Annotated in this window: 27 protein-coding genes; 14 read left to right on the plus strand and 13 right to left on the minus strand. The window is 73.7% G+C overall.

The window, feature by feature from the left end; all coding sequences use genetic code 11:
- Nucleotides 1-34: 34 nt before the first annotated feature.
- The 4 genes from AB0C17_RS02220 to AB0C17_RS02235 all read right to left on the minus strand — a co-directional run bounded on the left by AB0C17_RS02220 (nucleotide 35) and on the right by AB0C17_RS02235 (nucleotide 3,167).
- On the minus strand, nucleotides 35-994 hold the full coding sequence (locus AB0C17_RS02220; protein WP_013474293.1) for an electron transfer flavoprotein subunit alpha/FixB family protein: 960 nt from the start codon (nucleotides 992-994) through the stop codon (nucleotides 35-37).
- A gap of 12 nt (nucleotides 995-1,006) precedes the next feature.
- The gene (locus tag AB0C17_RS02225) at nucleotides 1,007-1,786 is read right to left on the minus strand and encodes an electron transfer flavoprotein subunit beta/FixA family protein (RefSeq protein WP_120571331.1); all 780 of its coding nucleotides are present in this window, start codon (nucleotides 1,784-1,786) and stop codon (nucleotides 1,007-1,009) included.
- A gap of 176 nt (nucleotides 1,787-1,962) precedes the next feature.
- Entirely contained in the window at nucleotides 1,963-2,367 is a 405-nt protein-coding gene (locus tag AB0C17_RS02230) for a hypothetical protein (protein ID WP_357388260.1), read from the minus strand.
- Nucleotides 2,368-2,369: 2 nt separating this feature from the next.
- A complete protein-coding gene (locus AB0C17_RS02235; protein ID WP_357388262.1) occupies nucleotides 2,370-3,167 on the minus strand; it encodes a GNAT family N-acetyltransferase in 798 nt (265 codons plus the stop codon).
- Between the two features lie 41 nt (nucleotides 3,168-3,208).
- Between AB0C17_RS02235 and AB0C17_RS02240 the strand changes: the two genes are divergently transcribed.
- Genes AB0C17_RS02240 through AB0C17_RS02250 form a run of 3 tightly spaced genes read left to right on the plus strand, consistent with a single transcriptional unit; the run spans nucleotide 3,209 to nucleotide 4,316 of the window.
- Nucleotides 3,209-3,595 (plus strand): DUF202 domain-containing protein, encoded by a 387-nt coding sequence (locus tag AB0C17_RS02240; RefSeq protein WP_357388264.1) that lies wholly within the window; start codon nucleotides 3,209-3,211, stop codon nucleotides 3,593-3,595.
- Nucleotides 3,592-3,891 (plus strand): DUF202 domain-containing protein, encoded by a 300-nt coding sequence (locus AB0C17_RS02245; RefSeq protein ID WP_357388266.1) that lies wholly within the window; start codon nucleotides 3,592-3,594, stop codon nucleotides 3,889-3,891. The genes AB0C17_RS02240 and AB0C17_RS02245 overlap by 4 nt, the downstream gene beginning before the upstream one ends.
- Before the next feature lie 26 nt (nucleotides 3,892-3,917).
- Nucleotides 3,918-4,316, plus strand: coding sequence for a PLD nuclease N-terminal domain-containing protein (locus AB0C17_RS02250; protein WP_357467066.1), 399 nt, complete (start codon nucleotides 3,918-3,920; stop codon nucleotides 4,314-4,316).
- 55 nt (nucleotides 4,317-4,371) lie between these two features.
- Here the strand turns inward: AB0C17_RS02250 and AB0C17_RS02255 are convergent, their stop codons facing one another.
- A complete protein-coding gene (locus AB0C17_RS02255) occupies nucleotides 4,372-5,994 on the minus strand; it encodes an acetolactate synthase (RefSeq protein WP_357388270.1) in 1,623 nt (540 codons plus the stop codon).
- Nucleotides 5,995-6,064: 70 nt separating this feature from the next.
- Nucleotides 6,065-6,838, minus strand: coding sequence for an enoyl-CoA hydratase-related protein (locus AB0C17_RS02260; protein ID WP_357476279.1), 774 nt, complete (start codon nucleotides 6,836-6,838; stop codon nucleotides 6,065-6,067).
- Between the two features lie 132 nt (nucleotides 6,839-6,970).
- Between AB0C17_RS02260 and AB0C17_RS02265 the strand changes: the two genes are divergently transcribed.
- Nucleotides 6,971-7,504, plus strand: a complete 534-nt coding sequence (locus tag AB0C17_RS02265; protein ID WP_357388274.1) for a DUF6232 family protein — start codon at nucleotides 6,971-6,973, stop codon at nucleotides 7,502-7,504.
- Here AB0C17_RS02265 and AB0C17_RS02270 read toward each other — a convergent pair.
- Nucleotides 7,450-7,881: a nuclear transport factor 2 family protein gene (locus tag AB0C17_RS02270; RefSeq protein ID WP_357388276.1), complete on the minus strand. Its 432-nt coding sequence runs from the start codon at nucleotides 7,879-7,881 to the stop codon at nucleotides 7,450-7,452. The two genes, AB0C17_RS02265 and AB0C17_RS02270, sit on opposite strands and share 55 nt — an antisense overlap.
- A gap of 58 nt (nucleotides 7,882-7,939) precedes the next feature.
- Between AB0C17_RS02270 and AB0C17_RS02275 the strand changes: the two genes are divergently transcribed.
- Nucleotides 7,940-8,422 (plus strand): DUF6232 family protein, encoded by a 483-nt coding sequence (locus AB0C17_RS02275; RefSeq protein ID WP_357388278.1) that lies wholly within the window; start codon nucleotides 7,940-7,942, stop codon nucleotides 8,420-8,422.
- 10 nt (nucleotides 8,423-8,432) lie between these two features.
- Here the strand turns inward: AB0C17_RS02275 and AB0C17_RS02280 are convergent, their stop codons facing one another.
- Nucleotides 8,433-9,944 carry an alpha/beta fold hydrolase gene (locus AB0C17_RS02280; RefSeq protein ID WP_357476281.1) on the minus strand — a complete coding sequence of 504 codons (1,512 nt, stop codon included), beginning with the start codon at nucleotides 9,942-9,944 and terminating at the stop codon, nucleotides 8,433-8,435.
- Nucleotides 9,945-10,038: 94 nt separating this feature from the next.
- Between AB0C17_RS02280 and AB0C17_RS02285 the strand changes: the two genes are divergently transcribed.
- A complete protein-coding gene (locus tag AB0C17_RS02285; protein ID WP_357388282.1) occupies nucleotides 10,039-10,803 on the plus strand; it encodes a hypothetical protein in 765 nt (254 codons plus the stop codon).
- Nucleotides 10,804-10,848: 45 nt separating this feature from the next.
- Here AB0C17_RS02285 and AB0C17_RS02290 read toward each other — a convergent pair whose 3' ends face one another.
- A complete protein-coding gene (locus AB0C17_RS02290) occupies nucleotides 10,849-11,745 on the minus strand; it encodes a ribokinase (protein WP_357390232.1) in 897 nt (298 codons plus the stop codon).
- Nucleotides 11,746-11,761: 16 nt separating this feature from the next.
- On the minus strand, nucleotides 11,762-12,613 hold the full coding sequence (locus tag AB0C17_RS02295; RefSeq protein ID WP_357476283.1) for an ABC transporter ATP-binding protein: 852 nt from the start codon (nucleotides 12,611-12,613) through the stop codon (nucleotides 11,762-11,764).
- Nucleotides 12,614-12,733: 120 nt separating this feature from the next.
- Here AB0C17_RS02295 and AB0C17_RS02300 point away from each other — a divergent pair, with 120 nt between their 5' ends.
- Together AB0C17_RS02300 and AB0C17_RS02305 are read left to right on the plus strand one after the other, a co-directional pair.
- Complete coding sequence (locus AB0C17_RS02300; RefSeq protein WP_357390236.1) at nucleotides 12,734-13,738, plus strand: ATP-binding cassette domain-containing protein; 1,005 nt, start codon at nucleotides 12,734-12,736, stop codon at nucleotides 13,736-13,738.
- Nucleotides 13,735-14,745, plus strand: coding sequence for an ABC transporter permease subunit (locus AB0C17_RS02305; protein ID WP_357390238.1), 1,011 nt, complete (start codon nucleotides 13,735-13,737; stop codon nucleotides 14,743-14,745). Before AB0C17_RS02300 ends, AB0C17_RS02305 begins: the two co-directional genes overlap by 4 nt.
- A 92-nt stretch (nucleotides 14,746-14,837) precedes the next feature.
- On the opposite strand, the gene AB0C17_RS02310 is transcribed toward AB0C17_RS02305, so the two are convergent.
- Nucleotides 14,838-16,043, minus strand: a complete 1,206-nt coding sequence (locus AB0C17_RS02310) for an ROK family transcriptional regulator (protein WP_357390240.1) — start codon at nucleotides 16,041-16,043, stop codon at nucleotides 14,838-14,840.
- A gap of 124 nt (nucleotides 16,044-16,167) precedes the next feature.
- On the opposite strand from AB0C17_RS02310, the gene AB0C17_RS02315 reads away from it, so the two are divergent.
- From AB0C17_RS02315 to AB0C17_RS02330, 4 genes are all read left to right on the plus strand, one after another.
- Complete coding sequence (locus AB0C17_RS02315) at nucleotides 16,168-17,622, plus strand: glycoside hydrolase family 3 N-terminal domain-containing protein (RefSeq protein ID WP_357390242.1); 1,455 nt, start codon at nucleotides 16,168-16,170, stop codon at nucleotides 17,620-17,622.
- A 119-nt stretch (nucleotides 17,623-17,741) separates the two neighbouring features.
- The gene (locus AB0C17_RS02320) at nucleotides 17,742-18,176 is read left to right on the plus strand and encodes a hypothetical protein (protein WP_357390244.1); all 435 of its coding nucleotides are present in this window, start codon (nucleotides 17,742-17,744) and stop codon (nucleotides 18,174-18,176) included.
- Nucleotides 18,173-18,649 (plus strand): DCC1-like thiol-disulfide oxidoreductase family protein, encoded by a 477-nt coding sequence (locus AB0C17_RS02325; RefSeq protein ID WP_357476286.1) that lies wholly within the window; start codon nucleotides 18,173-18,175, stop codon nucleotides 18,647-18,649. The genes AB0C17_RS02320 and AB0C17_RS02325 overlap by 4 nt, the downstream gene beginning before the upstream one ends.
- Nucleotides 18,594-19,289, plus strand: coding sequence for a TetR family transcriptional regulator (locus AB0C17_RS02330; RefSeq protein ID WP_357476288.1), 696 nt, complete (start codon nucleotides 18,594-18,596; stop codon nucleotides 19,287-19,289). Before AB0C17_RS02325 ends, AB0C17_RS02330 begins: the two co-directional genes overlap by 56 nt.
- A gap of 205 nt (nucleotides 19,290-19,494) precedes the next feature.
- Here the strand turns inward: AB0C17_RS02330 and AB0C17_RS02335 are convergent, their stop codons facing one another.
- A complete protein-coding gene (locus AB0C17_RS02335) occupies nucleotides 19,495-20,160 on the minus strand; it encodes a GNAT family N-acetyltransferase (RefSeq protein ID WP_357476290.1) in 666 nt (221 codons plus the stop codon).
- A gap of 228 nt (nucleotides 20,161-20,388) precedes the next feature.
- On the opposite strand from AB0C17_RS02335, the gene AB0C17_RS02340 reads away from it, so the two are divergent.
- Both AB0C17_RS02340 and AB0C17_RS02345 read left to right on the plus strand, forming a co-directional pair.
- Complete coding sequence (locus AB0C17_RS02340) at nucleotides 20,389-20,571, plus strand: DNA repair protein (protein ID WP_357476292.1); 183 nt, start codon at nucleotides 20,389-20,391, stop codon at nucleotides 20,569-20,571.
- Between the two features lie 108 nt (nucleotides 20,572-20,679).
- Nucleotides 20,680-21,198 carry a hypothetical protein gene (locus AB0C17_RS02345; RefSeq protein WP_357390254.1) on the plus strand — a complete coding sequence of 173 codons (519 nt, stop codon included), beginning with the start codon at nucleotides 20,680-20,682 and terminating at the stop codon, nucleotides 21,196-21,198.
- 49 nt (nucleotides 21,199-21,247) lie between these two features.
- On the opposite strand, the gene AB0C17_RS02350 is transcribed toward AB0C17_RS02345, so the two are convergent.
- Entirely contained in the window at nucleotides 21,248-21,985 is a 738-nt protein-coding gene (locus tag AB0C17_RS02350; protein ID WP_357390256.1) for a Clp protease N-terminal domain-containing protein, read from the minus strand.
- Between the last annotated feature and the right edge of the window lie 59 nt (nucleotides 21,986-22,044).

Genomic DNA, 22,044 nt, shown 5'->3' on the forward strand with positions numbered 1-22,044 from the left:
GTGATCCGGGCGGCGGCCTTCTCGCACGCGACGCTCACTTGCGCTTGCGGATCTCCTCGGCGGCCTGCGGGACGACCTTGAACAGGTCGCCGACCACGCCGTAGTCGGCCAGCTCGAAGATCGGCGCCTCGGCGTCCTTGTTCACCGCGACGATGGTCTTCGAGGTCTGCATGCCGGCCCGGTGCTGGATCGCGCCGGAGATGCCCAGCGCGACGTAGAGCTGCGGGGAGACCGTCTTGCCGGTCTGGCCGACCTGGAACTGGTGCGGGTAGTAGCCGGAGTCGACCGCGGCGCGGGACGCGCCGACCGCGCCACCGAGCAGGTCGGCCATCTCCTCGACCAGCTTGAAGTTGTCGGCGTTGCCGACACCGCGACCGCCGGAGACGACGACCGACGCCTCGGTCAGCTCGGGGCGGGAGCCCTTCTGCTCGGCGACCCGCTCGACGACCTTGGCGAGCTTGTCCGCGTCGGTGACCGACACGGTGAGCTGCTCGACCGCCGGGGTGGCCGCGGCCGGGGCCGGGTTGAGCGAGTTCGGCCGGACGGTGACCAGCGGCAGGCCCTTGGTGACCTTGGACTTGACGATGGTGGAGCCGGCGAACGCCACCTGGGTGGCGGTGCCGTCGGCGGCCAGGCCGACCACGTCGGTCAGGATGCCGTTGTCCAGCTTGACCGCGAGGCGGGCGGCGATCTCCTTGCCCTCCTGCGAGGAGGCGAGCAGCACGGCGGCCGGCTGGACGCGCTTGACCAGCTCGGCGACCACTGTGGCCTTGGGGGCCACCAGGTAGCCGTCGATCTCCTCACCCTCGGCGGCGTAGATCTTCTCCGCGCCGTACTCGCCCAGCTTGGCGCTCAGCGCCTCGGCGGCGCCGGCGCCACCGAGTACGACGGCGCTCGGGGTGCCCAGCTCGCGGGCGAGGGTGAGCATCTCCAGGGTGACCTTCTTGACGCCGAATTCCTTCGTGGCTTCGACGACGACGAGAACCTCAGACATGTCCCAGACCTCTCACACGAACTTCTCGGTGGCGAGGAACTCGACCAGCTTCACGCCGCCCTCGCCCTCGTCGGTGATCTTCTCGCCGCCGGAGCGCGGCGGGCGCTTGGAGTGCTCGACCACGGCGCTGGTGGCGCCGTCGAAGCCCACCTCGGCCGGGGCCACGCCCAGGTCGCCCAGGGAGAGCGTCTGCACCGGCTTCTTCTTGGCCGCCATGATGCCCTTGAACGACGGGTAGCGCGGCTCGTTGATGGTGTCCCAGACGGAGACCACGGCCGGGGTCGAGGCGGTGACCACCTCGTAGCCCTCCTCGGTCTGCCGCTCGACGGTCAGGTTCGCCCCGTCGACGGTGAGCTTGCGCGCGCCGGTCAGGGCGGCGACGCCCAGCCGCTCGGCGATCATGTGCGGCATGACCTGGACCCGGCCGTCGGTCGACTCGGCGCCGCAGATGACCAGGTCGGCGTTGAGCTGCCCGAGGGCGGCGGCCAGCACCTTCGAGGTGGCCACCGCGCAGGAGCCGTGCAGGGCGTCGTCGACGACGTGGACGGCCTTGTCCGGGCCCATGGAGAGCGCCTTGCGGATCGACTCGGTCGCCCGGTCCGGACCCATGGTCAGGATGGTGACCTCGCCGCCGTGCGCCTCCTTGATCTTCAACGCCTCCTCGATGGCGTACTCGTCCATCTCGTTGATGACGTTGTTCGCCGAACCGCGGTCGACGGTGTTGTCGTCAGAACGCAGGTTGCGGTCCGCGCCCGAATCGGGCACCTGCTTGACGAGTACGACGATGTTCATCGCGCTTCGACGACCCTCCTGTTTGGTGTAGCGATCACTCGCCCGGTCACGGGCGCAGCCTCCCGCGTGACGCAACGTGGGTCAACCGCGGGTTGCTGTGCACTTCCCCACGAGGCAATGTTACCCGCAAGTAGCATGCCCACCCCGGCGGCCCGGAGTGACGCAACTCACGACCGTCAGGCCGCCTCGCTCAGCGCCTGCCGGATCTTCTCGATCGCCGCCGCCTCGGCCGGCTCGATCCCCCGGTGCGCCAGTGCCACCCGCTCCGCCGCGGCCAGCACCACCGAGCGGTACGTCTCGACGTCGCCCGGCGACTTGGTGCGCAGGATCTCCACCGACCGGCCGAGCGCGGGCAGCACCACCGACTCGACCTCCAGGGCCGAGTCGCGGGGGATCTGCGGCAGCGGACCGGTGGTCAGCGCCTCCTTGACCACGCCCCCCACCTCGGCGAGCGCGCCCGAGGCGGCGAAGCTCTCCCGCACCATGGCCAGCACGCCGGGTACGGCGTTGGAGACCAGGAACACGGCCCCGAACGCACCGGTCTTCAGGGTGAGCCGCTCGTCCGCCGTCAACCGTTCCATGATCACGGAGTGTAGACGTACGGCGTGGAGGTGGTGACCGCAACGAGTCCGAGCCGCTCCAGGATGGGCCGGCTGTCCGGGGAGCAGTCCACCTGCAGGAGCGTCTTGCCACGCTGCTGCGCCAGCCGCGCCCGGTACGCCACCAGCGCCCGGTAGACGCCCTTCCGACGCCACCGCGGCAGCGTCGAGCCGCCCCAGAGGCTGGCGAAGCCGGTGCCGCGCTGGTAGCGGACCCAGCCGGCGCTGACCACCGTCCCGCCCGCCTCCGCCACCACGATCGTGATCGACTGCGGGTCGGCCTCGATCTCCCGGGCCAGCCCGTACACCAGGTGACTGCGGTCGGACTGCCAGACCTCCTCCTCCATGGCGGCGATCCGCTCCAGGTCGGCCCGGCCGGTGACCTCGCGCAGGCGTACCCCCTCGGGGAGCACCGGGACGGCGGCGGCGAGCGGCGCGACCGGGCCGACCACCACCGTCTCCTGGCCCTCCGGCACGAAGCCGGCCGCGCGCAGCCGGTCGCCCAGGTCGGCCGGCTCGTCGTGACCGGCGAGCTTCCACTCGACCGACTCGCCCCGGGCCCGGAAGAACTCGACCTGCCGGGCGATCAGCGCGTCCAGCTCGGCACCGGCCAGGCCGTCGAGCGTCCGGTAGGTGAGGAAGCCACGGTGGTCCAGGCCGAGCACGCGGAACAGCGGGCCGTCCCGCTCCACCGTCACACCGTCCGGCAGCGGGTCCGGCAGCTCCGGTCGGATCTGGGCGTCGTAGGCGTCGCGCAGCCCGCGCGCGTCAAGATCGGTCATCCACCCAGGCTAGGCGCGGGGTAAAGCGGATAATCGGCAGCGTGTGGGAGTCGATCAAGAGCTGGTTCGACCAGGGTGAGCTGCGTTCGGTCGGCACCCCGCCGGACTACCGCTTCTCGCTGGCGAACGAACGGACGTTCCTGGCCTGGCTGCGGACGGGTCTCGCGCTGGTGGCGGGCGGGCTGGCCGCCGCGCAGTTCCTCCCGCCGCTGCGCCTGGCCCACCTGCGCGAGGCGCTCGCCGTCGCGCTGCTGCTGCTCGGCGCGACCGTCTCGATCCGGGCGGTCGACCACTGGGCACGCACCGAACGCGCCATGCGGCTGAACGAGGAGCTGCCCGCGTCCCGCTTCCCGGCCGTCCTGGCGCTCGTCGTCGCGGTCGGCGCGCTGGTGCTGGTGGCGGCCGTGCTGCTGGGCGGCGCGGGGTGACCCGCGACCCCGGCCTGCAACCCGAACGCACCCGGCTGGCCTGGCGGCGGACACTGCTCACGCTCACCGCGGTGCTGCTGCTCCAGCTCCGGCCGGCTTTCCACGGCCGGGCCGTGGACGCGGCACTGACCGGGGTCGCGGTGGTGATCTGGCTCGCCGTGCTGGTGGTGACGTGGCACCGGGCCACCGGCACCGGGCCACGCCGGCTCGACAGCTGGTCGGTGCCGCTGACCGCGCTCGGCGCGGCCGGACTCGCGGTGCTCGGCGTGGCGCATGTGCTCGGCGGGGTGCACTGACGTGTCCGGGTGAGCCATCATGGGGCATGCCCCGCCTCTTCGTGCTGCTGTTCCTGGCTCAGGTCGTCCTTGCCGTCGTCGCGCTGATCAGCTGCCTCTCCGCCGACGAGGAGAAGGTCAAGGCGCTGCCCCGGATGATCTGGGTGCTGATCATTCTCTTCTTCCCGCTGGTCGGCTCGATCGCCTGGTTCCTGGTGGGCCGCGAACGCCCGGCCGGGATCGCGGGCGTCGCCGGCACGGCCGGCACCCCCGCTCCGGCTCGCCGCCCGCTCGCCCCCGACGACGACCCGGAGTTCCTCGCCTCGCTCGCCGAGCGGTCCCGCCGCGAGGACGAGGAACGGCTGCGGCTGTGGGAGAAGGACCTGCGCCGCCGCGAGGAGGAGCTGCGCGGCCGCCCGGACGACAGGGACCGCCCCGAGGTCTGACACGCGCCGCGGGCCGCCCGCCGGTCACCCGGCCGACGGCCCGCACGCGTCGTGTTCAGGCCAGGTTCGACGAGCGGGGGTACGCGTCTGCCGGGTCGGTCAGCACGTTCACCAGGTACGGCACGCCCGAGTCGAACGCGCGCCCCAACGCGGGCCCGAGGTCGGTGGCCTTCTCCACCGTCTCGCCCGCGCCGCCGAGCGCCTCGACCACCTTGTCGTAGCGCAGCCCCGGCTGGAGGTCGGCGGCCACGTCGTAGCCGTACATCGCCCGCATCGGGTGCTTCTCCAGCCCCCAGATGCCGTTGTTGCCGACCACGATCACCACCGGCAGCTTCTGCCGGGCCAGCGACTCCACGTCCATCAGCGAGAAGCCGGCCGCGCCGTCGCCCATCAGCACGCAGATCTGCCGGTCCGGGTGGCTGACCCGGGCGCCCATGGCGTAGCCCATGCCGGTGCCGAGGCACCCGTACGGGCCGGGGTCGAGCCAGGTGCCGGGCTGGGCCGGCTCCAGGTACCTCCCGGCGTACGACACGAAGTCGCCGCCGTCCCCGATGGTGATGGCATCGGGCGCGAGCGCCTTGCGCAGCTCGCCGTAGATCCGGGCCGGCCGGATCGGGTCGGTCTCGGCCGCCATCTCCTCAGCGTCGCGGGCCTTCGCCGCGTCCTCGGCGGTCCGCAGCTCGGCGATCCAGTCGGCGTGGTCGGCCCGGTCACCGGCGTGGTCGGCGAACGCGCCGAGGACCAGCCGCAGGTCACCGGCCGGCGCGGCGGCCGGCTGGACGTGCCCGGCCCGCTGGCTGGGCGCGTCCACGACGTGCACGACCTGGGCGTCGCCGAAGTCGCCGAAGGAGAGCCGGAAGTCCAGCGGGGTGCCGATCACCACGACCACGTCGGCGCCCTTGAGCGCGACCCGGCGGGCCTTGGCGAAGGCGAGCGGGTGCTCCGGCGGCAGCGCGCCCCGGCCCATGCCGTTCGTGAACACCGGCACCCGCAGCGACTCGGCGGCGGCACGAAGCGCCTCGACCGCGTCGCCCGCGTACACGTCGGAGCCGGCGATGATCACCGGCCGGGACGCGCCGGCGATCAGACGGGCCGCCTTCGCCACCTCGTCCGGGTCCGGCTCGATCGGCGCCGGCGGCGTGACCGCCGGCAGGTCGGCGTCGCCGACGGAGAAGACCGCCTCCAGCGGAAAGTCCAGGAACACCGGGCCGCGGTGCGGGGTGAGCGCGGTGGTCAGTGCCGCCGAGACCGCGCGCGGGATGTCGTCGGCGCTGAACACCGTCTCGGCGTGCTTGGTGACCGGCGCGACCAGCGGCAGGTGGTCCATCTCCTGGAGGCTGCCCGAGCCCCAGCGGAACTGCGGGGCCCGGCCGCCGAGCACCAGCACCGGCGAGGCGTTGAAGAACGCGCTCGTCAGGCCGGAGACGCCGTTCGTGACGCCGGGGCCGGCGGTGAGCACGGCCAGGCCGGGGCGGCGCTGGAGCTTTGCCACCGCCTCGGCGGCGAACACGGCGGACTGCTCGTGCCGCACGTCGTAGAGGGGGAAGCCCGCCTTGTGCGCGGCGTCGTAGAGCGGGAAGACGTGCCCGCCGGAGAGCGTGAACATCTCCCGTACGCCGTGCGCGCGTAGTGCCGCGAGCGCCAGATCGCCGCCGTGGCCCTCGACCCGTTCCGTCATGCCATTCCCCTTCATCGACCGACCGGGGTCACGCTACTGGCCGGTAGCGCGGATGTGAACAGCTCTCGCGTCAGCGGCCGGTGAAGCCCGGCTTGCGCTTCTCCACGAACGCGGCCATGCCCTCGCGCCGGTCGTCGGTGGCGAACAGCGCCGCGAAGAGCTGGCTCTCCCAGGCCAGGCCCGAGGTGAGGTCCATGTCCAGACCCGCGTCCACGGCCGCCTTCGCCGCGCGCAGCGCCTGCGCCGGCCCGGTCAGGAACGGCTTCACGTACGCCACCGCGGCGTCGTAGACCTCGGCGGCGGGCACCACCCGGTCGGCCAGGCCGATCCGCAGTGCCTCGGCGGCGTCGACCATCCGCCCGGTCATGATCAGGTCCTTGGCGCGGGCCGGGCCGACCAGGCGGGCCAGCCGCTGGGTGCCGCCGGCGCCCGGAATGATGCCGAGCTTGATCTCCGGCTGGCCGAGCTTGGCGTCCTCGGCGACGATCCGCCAGTCGCAGGCCAGCGCCAGCTCGCAGCCGCCGCCGAGCGCGTACCCGGTGATCGCGGCGACGACCGGCTTGGGGATGCGGGAGATCGCGCCGAGCGCGCTGGACAGGTCGGCGGCGCGCTCCGCCATGTCCACGTAGGACATGGCGGCCATCTCCTTGATGTCCGCACCGGCCGCGAAGACCTTCTCGCCGCCGTACACGATGACGGCGCGGACCTCGGCGTCGGCGGTGGCCGCGGCGGCGGCGGCGCGCAACTCCTCCTGCACCTGGGTGTTGAGCGCGTTCATCGGCGGCCGCTCCAGCCGGATGGTGCCGATGCCGTCCTTCACTTCCAGCCTGACGAACTCGCCCACGCTGCCCTCACTTCCTCGTCGAAGTCGCGTGCCAACCTTACGACTCGCCTCGTTGGGGTAGACAGTGTGGTGTCGGCGGCTCCCAGGTCGCCGCGCCGCAGTCGCCGCCGGCCCGCCACCGGGAGTGAGGCCATGATCACCTACTACGACGACCGTTCCGTCCAGGTCACCTCCACCGCGGTACGGGTGGACGGGCGCAGCTACCCGCTGGCCGAGCTGGCCACCGTGTGGCACCGGCAGGGCGACCGGTCCTGGCGGGTGCTCGCCGGCCGCGGCGCGATCGGCGCCGCGCTCGCCGGGCCGCTGGTGACCGCCGTGCTGGGCATCGGGCTGGCCGTGTGGCTGCAACGCTCGGCGGTGGTCACCATCGCCATCGTGGGCGTCTCGGTGCTGGTCGGCCTCGCCGTCGGGCCGCTCGCCGACTTCCTCTTCGAGCACCTGGACCGCTCCTACGCCCGGGGCAGCCGGGAGATGGAGATGTGGGCCCAGTGGCGGGGTCAGACGGTGCGGCTGCTGCACACCCGCGACGCGATGCGCTTCGGGCAGATCTACCGGGCGGTGCAGCGCGCCATGGAGAGCCTGCCCGCCGCGCCGGGTCGTCCCGCCTCCGGTCAGAACGTGATCGGTCCGTCCGGCAGCAGGCCGAGCCCGCGCAGCAGGCCGTAGGTGTCCTGCTCACCCCAGAACTGCACGATCCGGCCACCGGCCAGGCGGTACATCTTGCAGGCGCTCTGCACCGTGGTCGCCCCTGTCGCGTCCCGCCGGTACGTCTGCGCCAGCGACACCACCACCCGGTCCCCGGCCGCGAAGATCTCCCGGATCTCCTGGTCGAGCACTGTCAGGCCGGGTGAGGAGACGGCGGCCTCGGGATAGCGCCGGCCGCGTACCGCCGTGCCGGATCCGTAGATCTCCACGTCCTCGTCGACCACCTCGGCCAGTTCGGCGAGGTCCTTCGTGACGAAGGTGCGCAGGTAGCGCTTGACCACCTCGACGTTGCGCGCCTGCTCGTCGCCGCCGGTTCCGGCCCCGTTCCGGTCCGTCATGCCCAGCAGCCTACGGCGCACGCGTCGCCGGCATCGACACGCGCGGTTAGGCTGATTCATGGTCCTCTATTACCGGGACGACGCCGTGCAGGTCACCTCGGAGGCGATCCACGCGGGCGGGCAGGTCGTCGCGCTCGCCGACGTCACCTACGTCTGGCACGCGCGCGGCACCACCACACTCGCCGTCCGGGGACGGGTGCTGGGCCGGGGCGTGCTGGTCCTGCTGCTGTCGCTGCCACCACTGGTCGCCGTGGTCTGCGTGCTCTCGCTGGCCTGGTCCGCGCAGGACCGGGGCGAGTGGAAACTGGCCCTGATCATCCTGGCCGCGTTCGTGGTGGTGGGCCTGGCACTCACCCCGTTCCTGGAAGTGCCGCTCGGCTGGCTGGACCGCTCCTACGAACGCGGCAACCGGGTGCACGAACTCTGGGTGCAGCACCACGGCCGGGAGACGATGCTGGTCCGTACGCCGGACGCGCTGCGGTTCGGGCAGATCTACCGGGCCGTGCAACGCGCCGTGGAGCAGCAGACCGACAGCAGATAGACGGCGTCGGTCAGGCCAGCGGCAGCGTGGTCGCCATCGGCCAGGCCAGCACCACCGCCCCGACCAGCGGCGGCAGCCACCACGGCGCCGCCCGGCGGCGCAGCACCGCGGCCCAGGCCGCCTGCCAGGCCACCAGCGCCGCGAACAGCGGCACCACCAGCAGCACGAACCCGGGCGCCAGTCCGAGCACCGCCGCGACGGCCAGCACCAGCACGGCGATCCCGCAGGTGGCCGCGTAGCGGACGCCGTCGCCGTCGACGAGCCGCTGCGCACCGAGCAGGAAGACCAGGCAGCAGAGCGTCACCAGCGGCAGCAGCCACCACCGGGCCCCGACCGGCACGGTCGAGGTGAGACCGAGGTGAATCGGCAACGCGACCGCGAGCACCGCGTACCCGAGGAGCACGACGGCGACCACGGCGATTCTTGCGGCGCTCGCGTCCGCCGGTGGCCGCGCGACGGGCCGTGCGGGGCGCACGAGGTGCCGCGCGCCGGCCAGCAGCACGCCGGTGAGCAGCAGGAACACCGCGACGTATCCGCCCACGGCGAGCGGCAGCCGAGCGGTCGGCAGGAGCGCGGCCAGCACCGCGGCCAGCCCGGCCGCCGCCACCGTCGCGGCGAGCCACCGGCCGGTGTCCGGGCCGTCACCCGCGCCGGCGCGCGGACCGCCGGCACCCGCCACGGTCCGGCGCGGCAGCAGCGCCGCCAGCGGCACGAAGCCCAGCGCGAGCCCGGCCAGCAGCAGGGCTGCGGCACCCGGCCGGGTCGTCGGGGCCGGCGACGGACCGCCGGTACGACGCGGAAGCGCGTCCAGCACCGCGACGTGGGTACGCGGCGCGAACAGCACCGACACGTGCTCGGTGCCGGGTGCCACCACCCGCGTGCGGGTGCCCGGTGGCGCGTCCCGCGTCGCCACGTCGACCGCCTGGCGGAACCCGGCGAACTCCAGCCCGCCCACCACGAGCGTCAGCCTCCCCGGCCACCCGGCCGGCACGTCGCCGCCGTCGGGCAGCGAGATCGCCACGGTCCGGTCGATCTCCGGATGCGCCACCGCGTACCGGGTGACCGCACCGGCGCCCATCGAGTGCCCGACCAGGACGATCCGGTCCGGGTCGACGCCGGGACGCCCGCGCAGCCACGCGACGGCGACGTCCAGGTCGTGCCGCAGCAGCGCCCGGGTGCGTTCGTCGTCCCGCCCGGCGCCCGGCAGCCGGGATCGGCTGGCGCCGTGGCCGGCGAAGTCGAGCAGCACCGCGATCCCGCCCTGGCGGGCCACCGAGTCGGCGATCGGCCGCATCAGCCGGGCGGACCCGGCGAAGCCGTGCGCGATCACCACCCCGGGCCGCCGGTCACCGCCCACCCCGTCCGCCCGGACCTCGGTCAGCGGCACCCCGGCCACCGTCGCCCGCCCGGTGCTCAGGCCGGCGTCGGCGCGGGCCAGGAGCAGCGCGCCGAGGAGGACGGCGAGCAGCGCGACCACGCCGCAGGCGAGCAGTCGCCGCGACGCCGGGCCGGGGGTGGGCATGCCGGCACCCTACGCTCCGCCGAGGGTCCGGCGTGACCTTCGCCGCCTCGCCGCCGCCGGGCGGCACTGGCCCCGACGCCGCACACTGGATGCCATGGCGATCCCTCTTCCCCGGCCCGGCGCCGTGCTCGGCCTCACCCGTACCGCAGTGGACCAGGCGCTCGGCTCGGCCGGCGCGTTCGCGGCGGTGCCCGCCCGCGCGTTCGCCGTGCTCGACGAGGTGGAGGCGCTGCTGCGGCGGATCAACGGGGTGGTGGACCGGATCGAGGGCACGCTCGACCGCACCGACCGGGTGCTCACCGACGCCGAGACGGCGGTCCGCGAGGTGGCGGTGATCAGCGCCGCCGCCACCGCGGCGATCGACACGGCGACCGAGGTGGCCGCCGCCGCGACTGTCGTGGTCGGCGAGGCGCAGCGGGTCTCCGAGGCGGCGGCCACAGTGGTCGGCGAGGCCGACCGGGTGGCCCGCAGCGCGGCCGGTGTGGTGACCGAGGCGGAGACGGTGACCGCGCGGGCGGCGGGCACCCTCGCCACCGCCGAGAAGGCGACCGGCGTCGCGAACGAGCTGCTGTCCGCGTACGAGGCGACGCTGCGCCGGGCCGCGCCGATGGCGGCGCGTTTCGTGGAGCAGCTCAGCCCGGAGGAGGTCACCGCCGCGATCCGGCTCGTCGACGAGCTGCCGAAGCTCAAGCAGCACCTGACCTCGGACGTGCTGCCGATCCTGGCCACGCTCGACCGGGTCGGCCCGGACCTGCACGACCTGCTGGACGTCACACGCGACCTCAAGCTCGCGGTCGCCGGCATCCCCGGGCTCGGCATGCTGCGCCGTCGCGGCGAGCGCCGCACCGACGAGGTGTAAGGAAGGGCCCCTTCTTAACGCCTCCGGTAGAGGAAGGGACCCTTCTTAACACTCGCCGAACAGCTCGTCGATCTCCGCGCGGTGCGGCAGCGCCACCGAGGCGCCGAGCTTGCGTACGCACGCCGCACCGGCGGCCGCCGCCCAGCGCACCGCGTCGGCCAGGTCCCGCCCCTCGCCCCAGGCCACCGCGAGCGCGGCGGTGAACGCGTCCCCGGCGGCTGTCGAGTCGACCACGTCCACCGGCACCGCCGGCACGTGTGTCGCCGGCCGGTCCCGGTCGACGTACCAGGCGCCGTCACCGCCGAGCGTCAGCACCGCCCGGGGCACCAGGTCCAGCAGCGCCGCCGGCTCGTCCCGGCCCCGGCCGGTCAGCGCCTGCGCCTCCGGCTCGTTCACCACGAGCAGGTCGGTGGCCGCCAGCAGCTCGGCCGGCACCGGCCGGGCCGGCGCGGCGTTCAGCACCACCCGGGTGCCCGCCGACCGGGCCGCCAGCGCCGCCTCGGTCACCGTCTCGACCGGCACCTCCAGCTGCGCGACAAGCACGTCGGCGTCGCGTACGGCGGACAGCTCGTCGGCGGACAGCGACGTGAACGCGGCGTTCGCCCCCGGGGTGACCAGGATGGCGTTCTCCCCCGCGCCGCCGACCATGACCAGCGCGACGCCGGACGGGCCGTAGACCACCCGCAGGTGGCCGGTGTCCACGCCGGCGGCTGTCATCCGGGCCCGCAGCGTCACCCCGAACGAGTCCGAGCCGATCGCGCCGAGGAAGACGCATGACGCGCCGGCGCGTACCGCCGCGACCGCCTGGTTGGCGCCCTTGCCGCCGGGCAGCATGACGAAGTCGTCGCCGAGCACGGTCTCGCCGGGCCGGGGCAGCGCGGCGCCGATGCCGACGAGGTCCATGTTGGCGCTGCCGACGACGGCGACCCGGGTCTGCGGCACTGTTTCGTCCCGTCGCTCAGGCGGCGCGGGCGGCCCAGCGGTCGCCGGACCGCGTGACCACCAGCGGCAGGCCGAACGTCTTCGACAGGTTGTCGGCGGTGAGCACGTCGGCGAGCAGGCCCTGCGCCACCACGCCGCCCTCGCGCAGCAGCAGCGCGTGGGTGAAGCCGGGCGGGATCTCCTCGACGTGGTGGGTGACCAGCACCATTGCCGGCGCGTCCGGGTCGTACGCCAGCTCGGCCAGCCGGGCCACCAGGTCCTCGCGCCCACCCAGGTCGAGCCCGGCGGCGGGCTCGTCGAGCAGCAGCAGCTCCGGGTCGGTCATCAGCGCGCGGGCGATCTGCGTCCGCTTGCGCTCGCCCTCGGACAGCGTGCCGTACACGCGGTCGGTGAGGTGGCCGACGCCGAGCTGGTGCAGCAACGCGGCGGCGCGGGCCTCGTCGGTGCGGTCGTAGCTCTCCCGCCAGCGGCCGACCACCGACCAGGCGGCGGTCACCACCACGTCGACGACCCGCTCCTCGGCGGGGATCCGCTCGGCGAGCGTCGCCGTGGACAGGCCGACGCGGGTACGCAGCTCGTTGACGTCGGTACGGCCGATGCGCTCGCCGAGCACGTGCGCGACGCCGCTGGTCGGGTGCAGCCGCCCGGCGGCCAGATTGAGCAGCGTCGTCTTGCCCGCGCCGTTCGGACCGAGCACCACCCACCGTTCGTCCAGCTCGACCTGCCAGTCGACGTCGTGCACCAGCGCCGTGCCGGAACGCTTGACGCCGACCCCGTCGAGGCTGACCACCAGATCCGCGTCCACGGTCGAGGGGGCGAGGGCGCCCGGGGCGCCGGGGATCAGGTCACCAGTCACCGCTCCATCCAATCACGCACCCGGCCCGGCGCCCCCCACGGGCGGCGCCGCCGCCATAGGGTGGGGCGCCGTGTCGTTGGTCACCGCTTCCGGAAGGACACCCATGACCGACCGCTGCCGGGAGGAGCGCGGATGAGCCCGGTCATCGAGATCGCCGGTCTACGCAAGACGTTCCACACGCTGCGTCAGGGCCGCCGGATCGCCGTCGACGACTTCGACATGCTGGTCGAGGCGGGTCAGGTGCACGGCTTCCTGGGGCCGAACGGGTCCGGGAAGACCACCACGCTGCGCGCGCTGCTGGGGTTGGTCCGGCCGGACGCCGGGCGGATGCGCGTGCTGGGCGCCGAGTCACCCGAGCGCCTGCCGGACGTGTCCGGGCGGGTCGGCGCGATCGTGGAGAGCCCGCAGTTCTTCGCCAACTTCACCGCGCGCCGGACGCTGCGGCTGCTGGCGCTGGCCGGGGGTGTGCCGACCATCCGGGTGGACGAGGTGCTGGAGCAGGTCGGGCTGCGCGAGCGGGGCGACGAGCGGGTCAAGGGCTACTCGCTGGGCATGAAGCAGCGGCTGGCGGTCGCGTCGGCCCTGCTGAAGAGCCCGGAACTGCTGATCCTTGACGAACCGGCGAACGGGCTGGACCCGGCCGGGATCCGGGAGATGCGCGACCTGACCCGGTCGCTGGCCGAGGCCGGGGTGACGGTGCTGCTGTCCAGCCACATCCTCGCCGAGATCCAGCTGATCTGCGACCACGTGACGATCGTGAGCCGGGGACGGCGGGTCGCGTACGGGCCGGTGGCGCACGTGCTGGCCGGCTTCGACAAGCACCAGTGGCGGGTACGGGTGGCCGCCCCGGAGCAGGCCGGGCAGGTGCTGGGCCGGGCTGGCCTGTCGGTGTCCGTCGAGCCGGACCACCTGGTGGTGACCGGTGTGGTGGATCCGGAGACGATCAGCCGGACGCTCGGCGAGCAGGGCGTGTGGGTACGCGAGCTGGTCCCGCTGCGGCCGGACCTGGAGAGCGTCTTCCTGGAGCTGACCGGCGGCGACGAACACGTGGCGGTGCCACGGCAGGTCGACGGCGCGCCACCGCGCGACGGAGTGATCGATCTCGACGTCCGGGAGATCCGGGAGGTGGACGCGTGAACCTGGTCCGGGCCGAGCTGGAGCGGCTGGCCGCCCGGCGTTTCGTGCAGCTCATGGTGGTGCTGCTGGGTGTCGCCTTCGCGGTGACCGTGGTGACCACGCTCGCCGGTTCGCACCGGCCGAGCCCGGCGGAGCTGAGCCGGGCCCAGGCGCAGGCGGCGGAGAGCGTCCGCCAGATGGAGATGACGTACGACCGCTGCCTGCGAATCCGGGAGGGCTCGCTCCCGCCGAGCGAGAACGACTACCTGCCGCGCGACTGCGCCCAGATCGACCCGGCGCAGATCGAGGAGCTGCCGAGCGCGGCCGACTACCTCAGCGGCGTCTTCGTCTTCGCCAAGGAGGCCGAGCCGCTGCTCTACTTCCTGATCGCGTTCCTGACCCTGTTCGGGTTCCTGGTCGGCGCCTCCTACATCGGGGCCGACCTGACCTCGGGCGGGGTGGTCAACCTGCTGCTGTGGCGGCCCCGGCGGCAGACGGTGCTCGCCACAAAGCTCGGCACGCTGCTGGGCGGCCTGCTCGGCCTGTCGGTGCTGGCGTCGGTGGCGTACCTCGGGGCGTTCTGGTTGATCGGCCAGGCCTCCGGGCTGGTCGGGCGTACCAGCGGCGACTTCTGGCCGTCGCTCGCCGCGATCTGGGTACGCGGGCTGGTGCTGGTGCTGCTCGCCGCGGCGCTCGGGTTCGCCGTGGCCACGCTGGGCCGGCACACCTCGGCGGCGCTCGGCACGGTGGCCGCGTACGTGGTGGTGTGGGAGCTGGGGGCGAGGCTGGTGTTCCAGATCCTTCAGGTGGGCCGGCCGGACCGGTACATGCTGTCCAGCTATCTGACGGCGTGGCTGTCCGGTGAGGTGCGGCTCTGGGACAACAACTCCTGCGGTCCCGGGATCTCCGGCTACTGCGACGGTTCCTACACGCTGACCTGGCCGTCAGGGCTGGTGGTGCTGCTCGGGCTCACCGGCGCGCTGGTGACGGCGGCGTTCACCGTGTTCCGCCGCCGCGACCTGATCTGACAGACGGACGGCGCCCCGACCCGGCAACTCCTTGCGAACCCTGACGCCATGATGAAGGATTCCTTCACATGGCGCCAGGGTGCACGACGCGGTCAGCCGACCGTCGAGCCGAACACCTCGTCACGCACCGCGTCCAGCGCGGTACGCAGCGCGCCGCGCAGGATCGGCTCCTCGGTCAGCCCGGTGGTCACCACCCGGGGCCGGACCAGCGTGATCGCGGCGACCTCGTGCTGCACCCGCTCGGCAAGCGCCGCGCCGCCGGCCTGTCCGACCGCGCCGGCGAGCACCACGAGCGGCGGGTCGAGCACCACGCAGGTGCTCGCCACACCGAGCGCCAGCCGCCGGGCCAGCTCGTCGAGCATCGGCCCACCGGCGGTGCCGGCGGCGATGGCCGCGCGTACCACCTCGGCCGCCCGGGCCGCCGCGACGCCCTGCTCCGCCGCGTCCGGGCTGGCGAAACCGTGCTCGGCTGCCACCGCGCGTACCGCGTCGGCGCCGACGAGCTGCTGGAACGCCGGCTTGGCCCGCTTGGACACGTCGCGCGGGATGGGTGCGCCCGGCACCGGCAGGTAGCCGATCTCGCCCGCCGCGCCGCTGCTGCCGTGGTGCAGCCGCCCGCCCAGCATGATCGCCAGGCCGACGCCCGCGTCCACCCAGACGAGCACGAAGTCGGCTGTGCCCCGGGCCGCGCCGGACTGCGCCTCGGCCACCGCCGCCAGGTTCACGTCGTTCTCGAAGACGACAGGGGTGTCCAGGTCCTCGCGGAGCGCGGCGAGCAGGCCGCTGTGCCAGCGCGGCAGGTTGAACGCGAACGTGATGTCGCCGGTCTGCGGGTCGACCAGGCCGGGGGTGCCGAGCACGACGCGCCGGACGGCGGACAGCTCCGCCCCGGCGCTGCTGGCCGCCTGGACGACCGCGTTGTGCACCACGCCGACCGGGTCGTCGGTGTCCTTGGTGGACTGCTCGACCCGGCCGGCCACGGTGCCGGTGATGTCGGCGCAGGCCGCCACCACCCGCTCCGCGCCCACGTCCACGCCCACCACATACGCGCTGCCCGGCCGGACGGCGTAGAGCTGGGCGTTCGGGCCCCGCCCGCCGGCCTGCTCGCCGACCCGGGCGACCAGGCCGCGCTCCTCCAGCCGCTCGACGAGCTGGGACGCGGTGACCTTGGACAGCCCGGTCAGCTCACCGATCCGGGCCCGGGTCAGCGGGCCGCGTTCGAGCAGCAGCTCCAGCGCCGCACGATCGTTGAGCGCCCGCAGGAGTCGGGGGGTGCCGGGCAGCCGGGTCGCACTCATGCCAACGTCCTCAATTTTCAGTAAAGTTTTCTAACCACAAAACGCCTGCCGAGGGGTGCCCGTTAGCGTATCGGCCGCCCCCGTCCGCAGCGGTCGGACGACCCGGCAGGGAAAGGGGATACTCGTGGGTCTGGATCCAGGACTGCGCCGGCTCGCGCTGGGCACGCTGCTGGCCGCGTACCCGGGACCGGTCCCGCCGGACTGGGCGGTCGACCTGCTCGCCGACGGGCTCGCCGGGCACACCCTGTTCGGCACCAACATCCACGACCCGGCCCAGGTGGCGGCGTCCACCGCGGCGCTGCGCGCCGGCCGCTCCGACGTGATCCTCGCGATCGACGAGGAGGGCGGCGACGTCACCCGGCTGGCGCACGCCACCGGCAGCCCGTACCCGGGCAACGCCGCGCTCGGGGCGGTGGACGACCCCGGCCTCACCCGGCAGGTGTACGCGGCGATCGGCGCGGAACTGGCCGCTCTGGGCATCACCGTCGACCTGGCACCCACTGTCGACGTGAACACCGCCGACGAGAACCCGGTGATCGGCACCCGCTCGTTCGGGGCGGACCCGGAACGGGTGGCGGTCCACTCCGCCGCCGCCGTCGCCGGTCTCCAGTCGACGGGCGTGTCCGCCTGCGCCAAGCACTTCCCCGGGCACGGCGCCACGGTCGCCGACTCGCACCACGAACTGCCCACAGTCGACGTGCCGCCGTCGGTCCTTCGGCAACGCGACCTGCCGCCGTTCGCCGCCGTGGTCGACGCGGGCGTCCGCGCGGTGATGACAGCGCACATCCGGGTGCCGGCGCTGACCGGCGACGGCCCGGCCACGTTCAGCCGCGCGGTCCTGCACGACCTGCTGCGCGTCGAGTACGGCTTCACCGGCGCCGTCATCACCGACGCGCTGGAGATGAAGGGCGCGGTGCTCGCCGCCGGCGGGGTCGGTCCGGGCGCGGTCCGGGCCCTGGCCGCCGGCGCGGATCTGCTCTGCGTCGGCGCCCGGGTGGACGCCGAACTGGTCGAGTCGGTCGCCGCCGAGATCGTCGCGGCGATCGGCGACGGCCGGCTGGCGCGTGAGCGGGTCGAGGAGGCCGCCGGCCGGACCGCGGCGCTCGCCGCCGCCACCGGCCCCGCCGCCGCCCGGCCGCCCGCCGTCGCGGGCCTCGGCTACGCCGCCGCGCTGCGGGCGGTACGGGTCGAGGGCGACCTCACCCGCGCCACCGCGCCGCTCGTGGTGCAGGTGCACGCCACCTCCACCATCGCCGAGGGCCGGGTGCCGTGGGGGCTCGGCCCGCACCTGGCCGCCGGGGTCGAGCAGGCCCGCGCGGTGGCGGGCGAGACCGACCCGGAGCAGGTCCGGCGGCTCGCCGGTGACCGGCCGATCGTGCTCGTCGGACGACACCTGCACCGCCTGCCCGGCGCGCGCGAGCTGGTCGAGGCGCTGGCCGCCACGCATCAGGTGACGGTGGTCGAGATGGGCTGGCCTGGTGCGTGGCGGCCGGCGGGCGCGCGCGCCTTCGTCGCCACCCACGGCGCCAGCCACGCCAACGGCCGGGCCGCCGCCGAGGTGCTCCGCCTGACGGCCTGACCCACTCCCCACTCCCGGCCCGCTGTTTCCCGAACGGCGGGCCGCACTATTGAACGCATTCAAAATATGTCGTACGCTCAGGCCCTGAATTTGAACACGTTCAAGAGGGGCGACGGGGGATGGACGCGAAGGTCTGGATGTACCTGGCTTACCTGACGGTGAGCATCGGTCTGACCATCTGGGTGGCGCGGGCGCTGTCCCGCAACGGGTTGGTGTTCCTGCAGGACGTGTTCGCCGACAGCCGGCTGGCCGAGGCGGTGAACAGCCTGCTGGTGGTCGGGTTCTACCTGCTCAACCTCGGCTACGTCACGGTGGCCATGAAGGAGTCCGACCCGGTCGGCGACACCAGCCAGGCGCTGGAGCAGCTCTCCATGAAGGTGGGGCTGGTCCTGCTGGTGCTGGGTGCGCTGCACTTCTTCAACGTCTTCGCACTCGGCCGATACCGGCGCGGCCGCCTGCGCCAGCAGGCCACCCACCCGCCGCTGCCGCCGGTCAGAATGCTCCCGCCGCAGGGCGGACCGGTACCGGCGGGGCCGAACCCGCCGGCCCGGTGACGTCCGCCGCGGGCGGGCACCAGCAGGATCCCACCGGGCACGGGGCCGGTGGGATCCGCTGGTTCACCGTCCTGTACGACGCGGGCTGCCCGATGTGCCGGGCCGCCAAGCGGTGGCTCGCCTCGCGTGCCCAGCTCGTACCGCTGGAGTTCGTGCCGGCCGGGTCCGCCGAGGCCCGGCGGCGCTTTCCCGGGCTGGACCACGACGCCACGTTGCGCGACCTGACGGTGGTGGCCGACACCGGCGCGGTCTACCGCGGCGACGGCGCCTGGTTCGCCTGCCTCTGGGCGCTCGCCGAGCATCGCGGCACGGCCGAACGGCTGGCCCGCCCACACCTGCTGCCGCTGGCCCGGCGGATGGTGGCGACCGCCTCCGCGGTCCGCGAGCGGATCCGGGAACCGGGATACGGTGACGACGATGACCGAGCAGAGTGCGCCGACGACCGCTGCGAGCGGGTCGACGGCCCGGGGTGAGCAGACCCGCCAGCTGATCCTGGACACCGCGATGCGGCTGTTCCGCGAGCGCGGATACGCGCGCACGACGATGCGCGCGGTCGCCCAGGAGGCGGGCGTGGCGGTGGGCAACGCCTACTACTACTTCGACTCCAAGGAACACCTGGTCCAGGAGTTCTACGCGGGCACCCAGCGCGAGCACCGGGCGGCGGCCGACACGGTGCTCGCCCGGGAACGGGACTTCGGCCCGCGACTGGCCGGGGTGCTGCACGCGGGCATCGACGTGCTGAGCCCGTACCACGCGTTCGCTGGCGCCTTCTTCAAGACGGCGGCCGAGCCGACCTCGCCGCTGAGCCCGTTCTCCGCCGAGTCGTCGGCCCCCCGGGACATGTCGATAGCGCTGTTCCGTGAGGCGCTGACCGGTTCCACCGCCAAGCTCGACGCCGAGCTGCGTGAGGCCCTGCCCGAGCTGCTCTGGCTCGGCTACATGGGCGTGGTGCTCTACTGGGTGCACGACCGCTCGGACGGGCAGGTGAAGACCCGGCAGCTCATCGACGGCGTGGTGCCGCTCGTGGACCGGCTGGTGGCGCTGTCCCGGCTGCGCGTGCTGCGCCCGGTCACCCGCCAGACCCTCGCCCTGATAAGCACGCTGCGTCACTGACCCGACTGACCCAGTGACTGACGATCCCGCAGGTGAGAGTCCATTACCGGACAGCGACGCACCCCTTGTTCACCACCGGCTCTAGCACATAGCGTTACCGGTGCCGGGGCCTGGGAGGAAAGCTGCGGACCGTGGATCCGGCCCGGGATCCACGGTCCGCGCCGGACCGGTCAGCGGAATTCGCCGGCTCGGCGGGAGCAGCCGCTCAACGGGGGAAGACGCCGAACGCGGTGAAGCCCCGATCCGGGAATCCGGCCGCCTCGGCCACCCGCGCGGACGCGGCGTTTCCCGGGTCGTGCAGGTAGGTGGGGATCGCACCCTCGTCCAGCACCCGGCGCGCGGCCTGCGCGACCAGCCGCCGGGCCAGGCCGCGCCCGCGCGCCGCCGGCGCCGCGCCCACCGCCAGCTCGTGCCCGTACGCGTCGTGCCGCTTGATCCCCACGCCGGCCCGGTACGCGCCGTCAGCACCCCGGACCACGAGCACCTCCCGGTCGAACAGCCGCAGCCACGGCGGCAGTCCGGGCAGCGTGGGCGGCACCCACTCCCCCACCTCGGGCAGCGGCGCCGGGTCGGTGCACCAGCGCAGGACCGACGTGTGCGCGATGAACTCGGGTGTGCCGACCACGCCCGGCAGGGCGGGCAGCCACTCCCCGAGCGGCCGGTCACGCACCAGCGCCCGTACCGCCTCCACCCGGTCCGCGGCGACCGAGAGGACTGTGCTGTCGTCCGCCGTCACCGCGACGGCCGGGCGCAGCCGCCCGTCCCAGGCCGGACGGGCGCGGCGGTAGGACCGGACCACGTGCAGCCCGGGGCCCGCCGGCCACTGCCCCAGCCAGGTCGCCAGATGAAGGAAGACCCGCCGGTCGAGCACGTGATCATGGTACGCCGTGCCGCCGCGCCCGTGCCCGCGGAATCGGCCGATCGCACCGGGGTTGAGACGCGCGGTCGATGGGTAGAGGGTCGGCACGCCAGCGACGGGTGCCGATTCCCGCTTCCGCCACCGGCCGCAGGATTCCGGCGCTTCGCGGAACCGAAGGCATCGACCCTGCGTCACATCCATTTCCATACATGTACAAGTTTCTCTGGGACGGTAGTGGTCATGCCTCACGAACCGAATGACCGATTCCAGCAGGACGCGGAGCGCGGCTGGCGGGCCGCGGCGGACGCCGGACGATTCCCGGCGCAGCCGGCGTACCGTGAGCGCCGCGACCGGGCCACCTCCTGGGCCGAGGTGAACGCCCAGCCGGCCGCCGCCTCGCGGCAAGGCCTGACCCCGCTCTGAGAGGGCGGGCGACGACACACCGGCCCGGGCGGCGTACCGGCCTTCGCACACCTGTGCGGTAGCGTCTTGTGGTCCGATTTCCGGCCTACGACAGGAGAAGCTCCGCGCATGGGCAAGAAGACGATCCACGTCTCCGACTTCACCGGCCGGGTGCTGAGCCCCGACGACGAGGTGGTCAAGGTCGTCGTCCTGGAGCATCCGGATCTGGTCGCCGGCCCCGTGCAGCTCGACGCCACCCCGGTCGAGGTGGAGAGCATCGACGACGCGGCGCTCGACGTCGCGGTGGTGGAGATCCACGACCGGCACGGCCACGGCGAGCCGCGTCGCGTGGTGCTGACCGCGAGCGAGTTCGACGCGATGGCGACCGACGTGCCGATGGCTCGACTGCTGCGTACCGCCGAGCGGGTCAAGCCGCCGAAGGCCCGCCGTACCACCGAGAAGATCGACTACGGCACGATCGAGCACGCCGGGCGCCCGCATCGCGGCCGGGTCACCGAGGAGGAGGCCCGGCTGGTCCGGGAACACCTCGACGAGGTGAACAAGCGCCTGGCCGACGCCGGCATCCGCCAGGTCGACCCCGCCGACCCGGAGCACGCCGCCCGGTACGGCTTCCCCACCGCCGCCTGACACCCCGCCTCCCGGGCACGCGCCCTCGTGACGCGTGCCCGGCGCGGGGTCAGGCCCCTTTCCGGGTGATCTCGGCCAGCGCCGCCTCGAACGCCGATTCCAGCGCGGGCTTCTCCAGGCCGAGCCCGCGCAGCACCCCGTCGTCGCCCTCCTCCTCCAGCAGGGCGAGCAGGATGTGCTCCGTACCGATGTAGTTGTGGCCCATCCGCAGCGCCTCCCGGTACGTCAGCTCCAGCGCCTTCTTGGCACGCGCGTCGTAGGGGATGACGTCCGGAACCCGATCGGCCTTCGCCGGCAGCGCCGCGGTGACGGCCTCCCGCAGCCGTTCCAGGGGTACGCCCCGGGCCACGATCGTCGCGGCGGCGAGCCCTTCCGGCTCGGCGAGCAGCCCGAGCGCGAGGTGTCCCGGGGCGACCTCGGCGTTGCCCGCCGCCCGCGCCTCCTCCTGCGAGGCCAGCACCACGTTGCGGGCGCGTGGGGTGAACCGGCCGAACCCGGAGTTCGGGTCGAGCGTGGCGGCGGTCTCCGCCTTGGCGGCGGAACGCTTCTGGGCGGCCTGCTTGGTCACGCCCATGCTGCGGCCGATCTCCGTCCACGAGGCGCCGGAGCGGCGGGCCTGGTCGACGAAGTGCCCGATGAGGTGGTCGGCGACGTCGCCCAGGTGGTCGGCGACGAGGACCGCGTCAGCCAGCTGGTCGAGCGCGTCGGTGTGTGCCTTCTTGATGCCGTCGATGAGGTCGTCGAGGCGTACCGGATGGGTCATCTTGTGCGGTTCGGTCTCCTCCATGCGTCAACCATAGGTTGACGATGGCGCGGCGGTCAACCCTCGGTTGACGATGCGATCGA

It is taken from the genome of Micromonospora sp. NPDC048887 (genome assembly GCF_040649715.1).
Lineage (GTDB): Bacteria > Actinomycetota > Actinomycetes > Mycobacteriales > Micromonosporaceae > Micromonospora.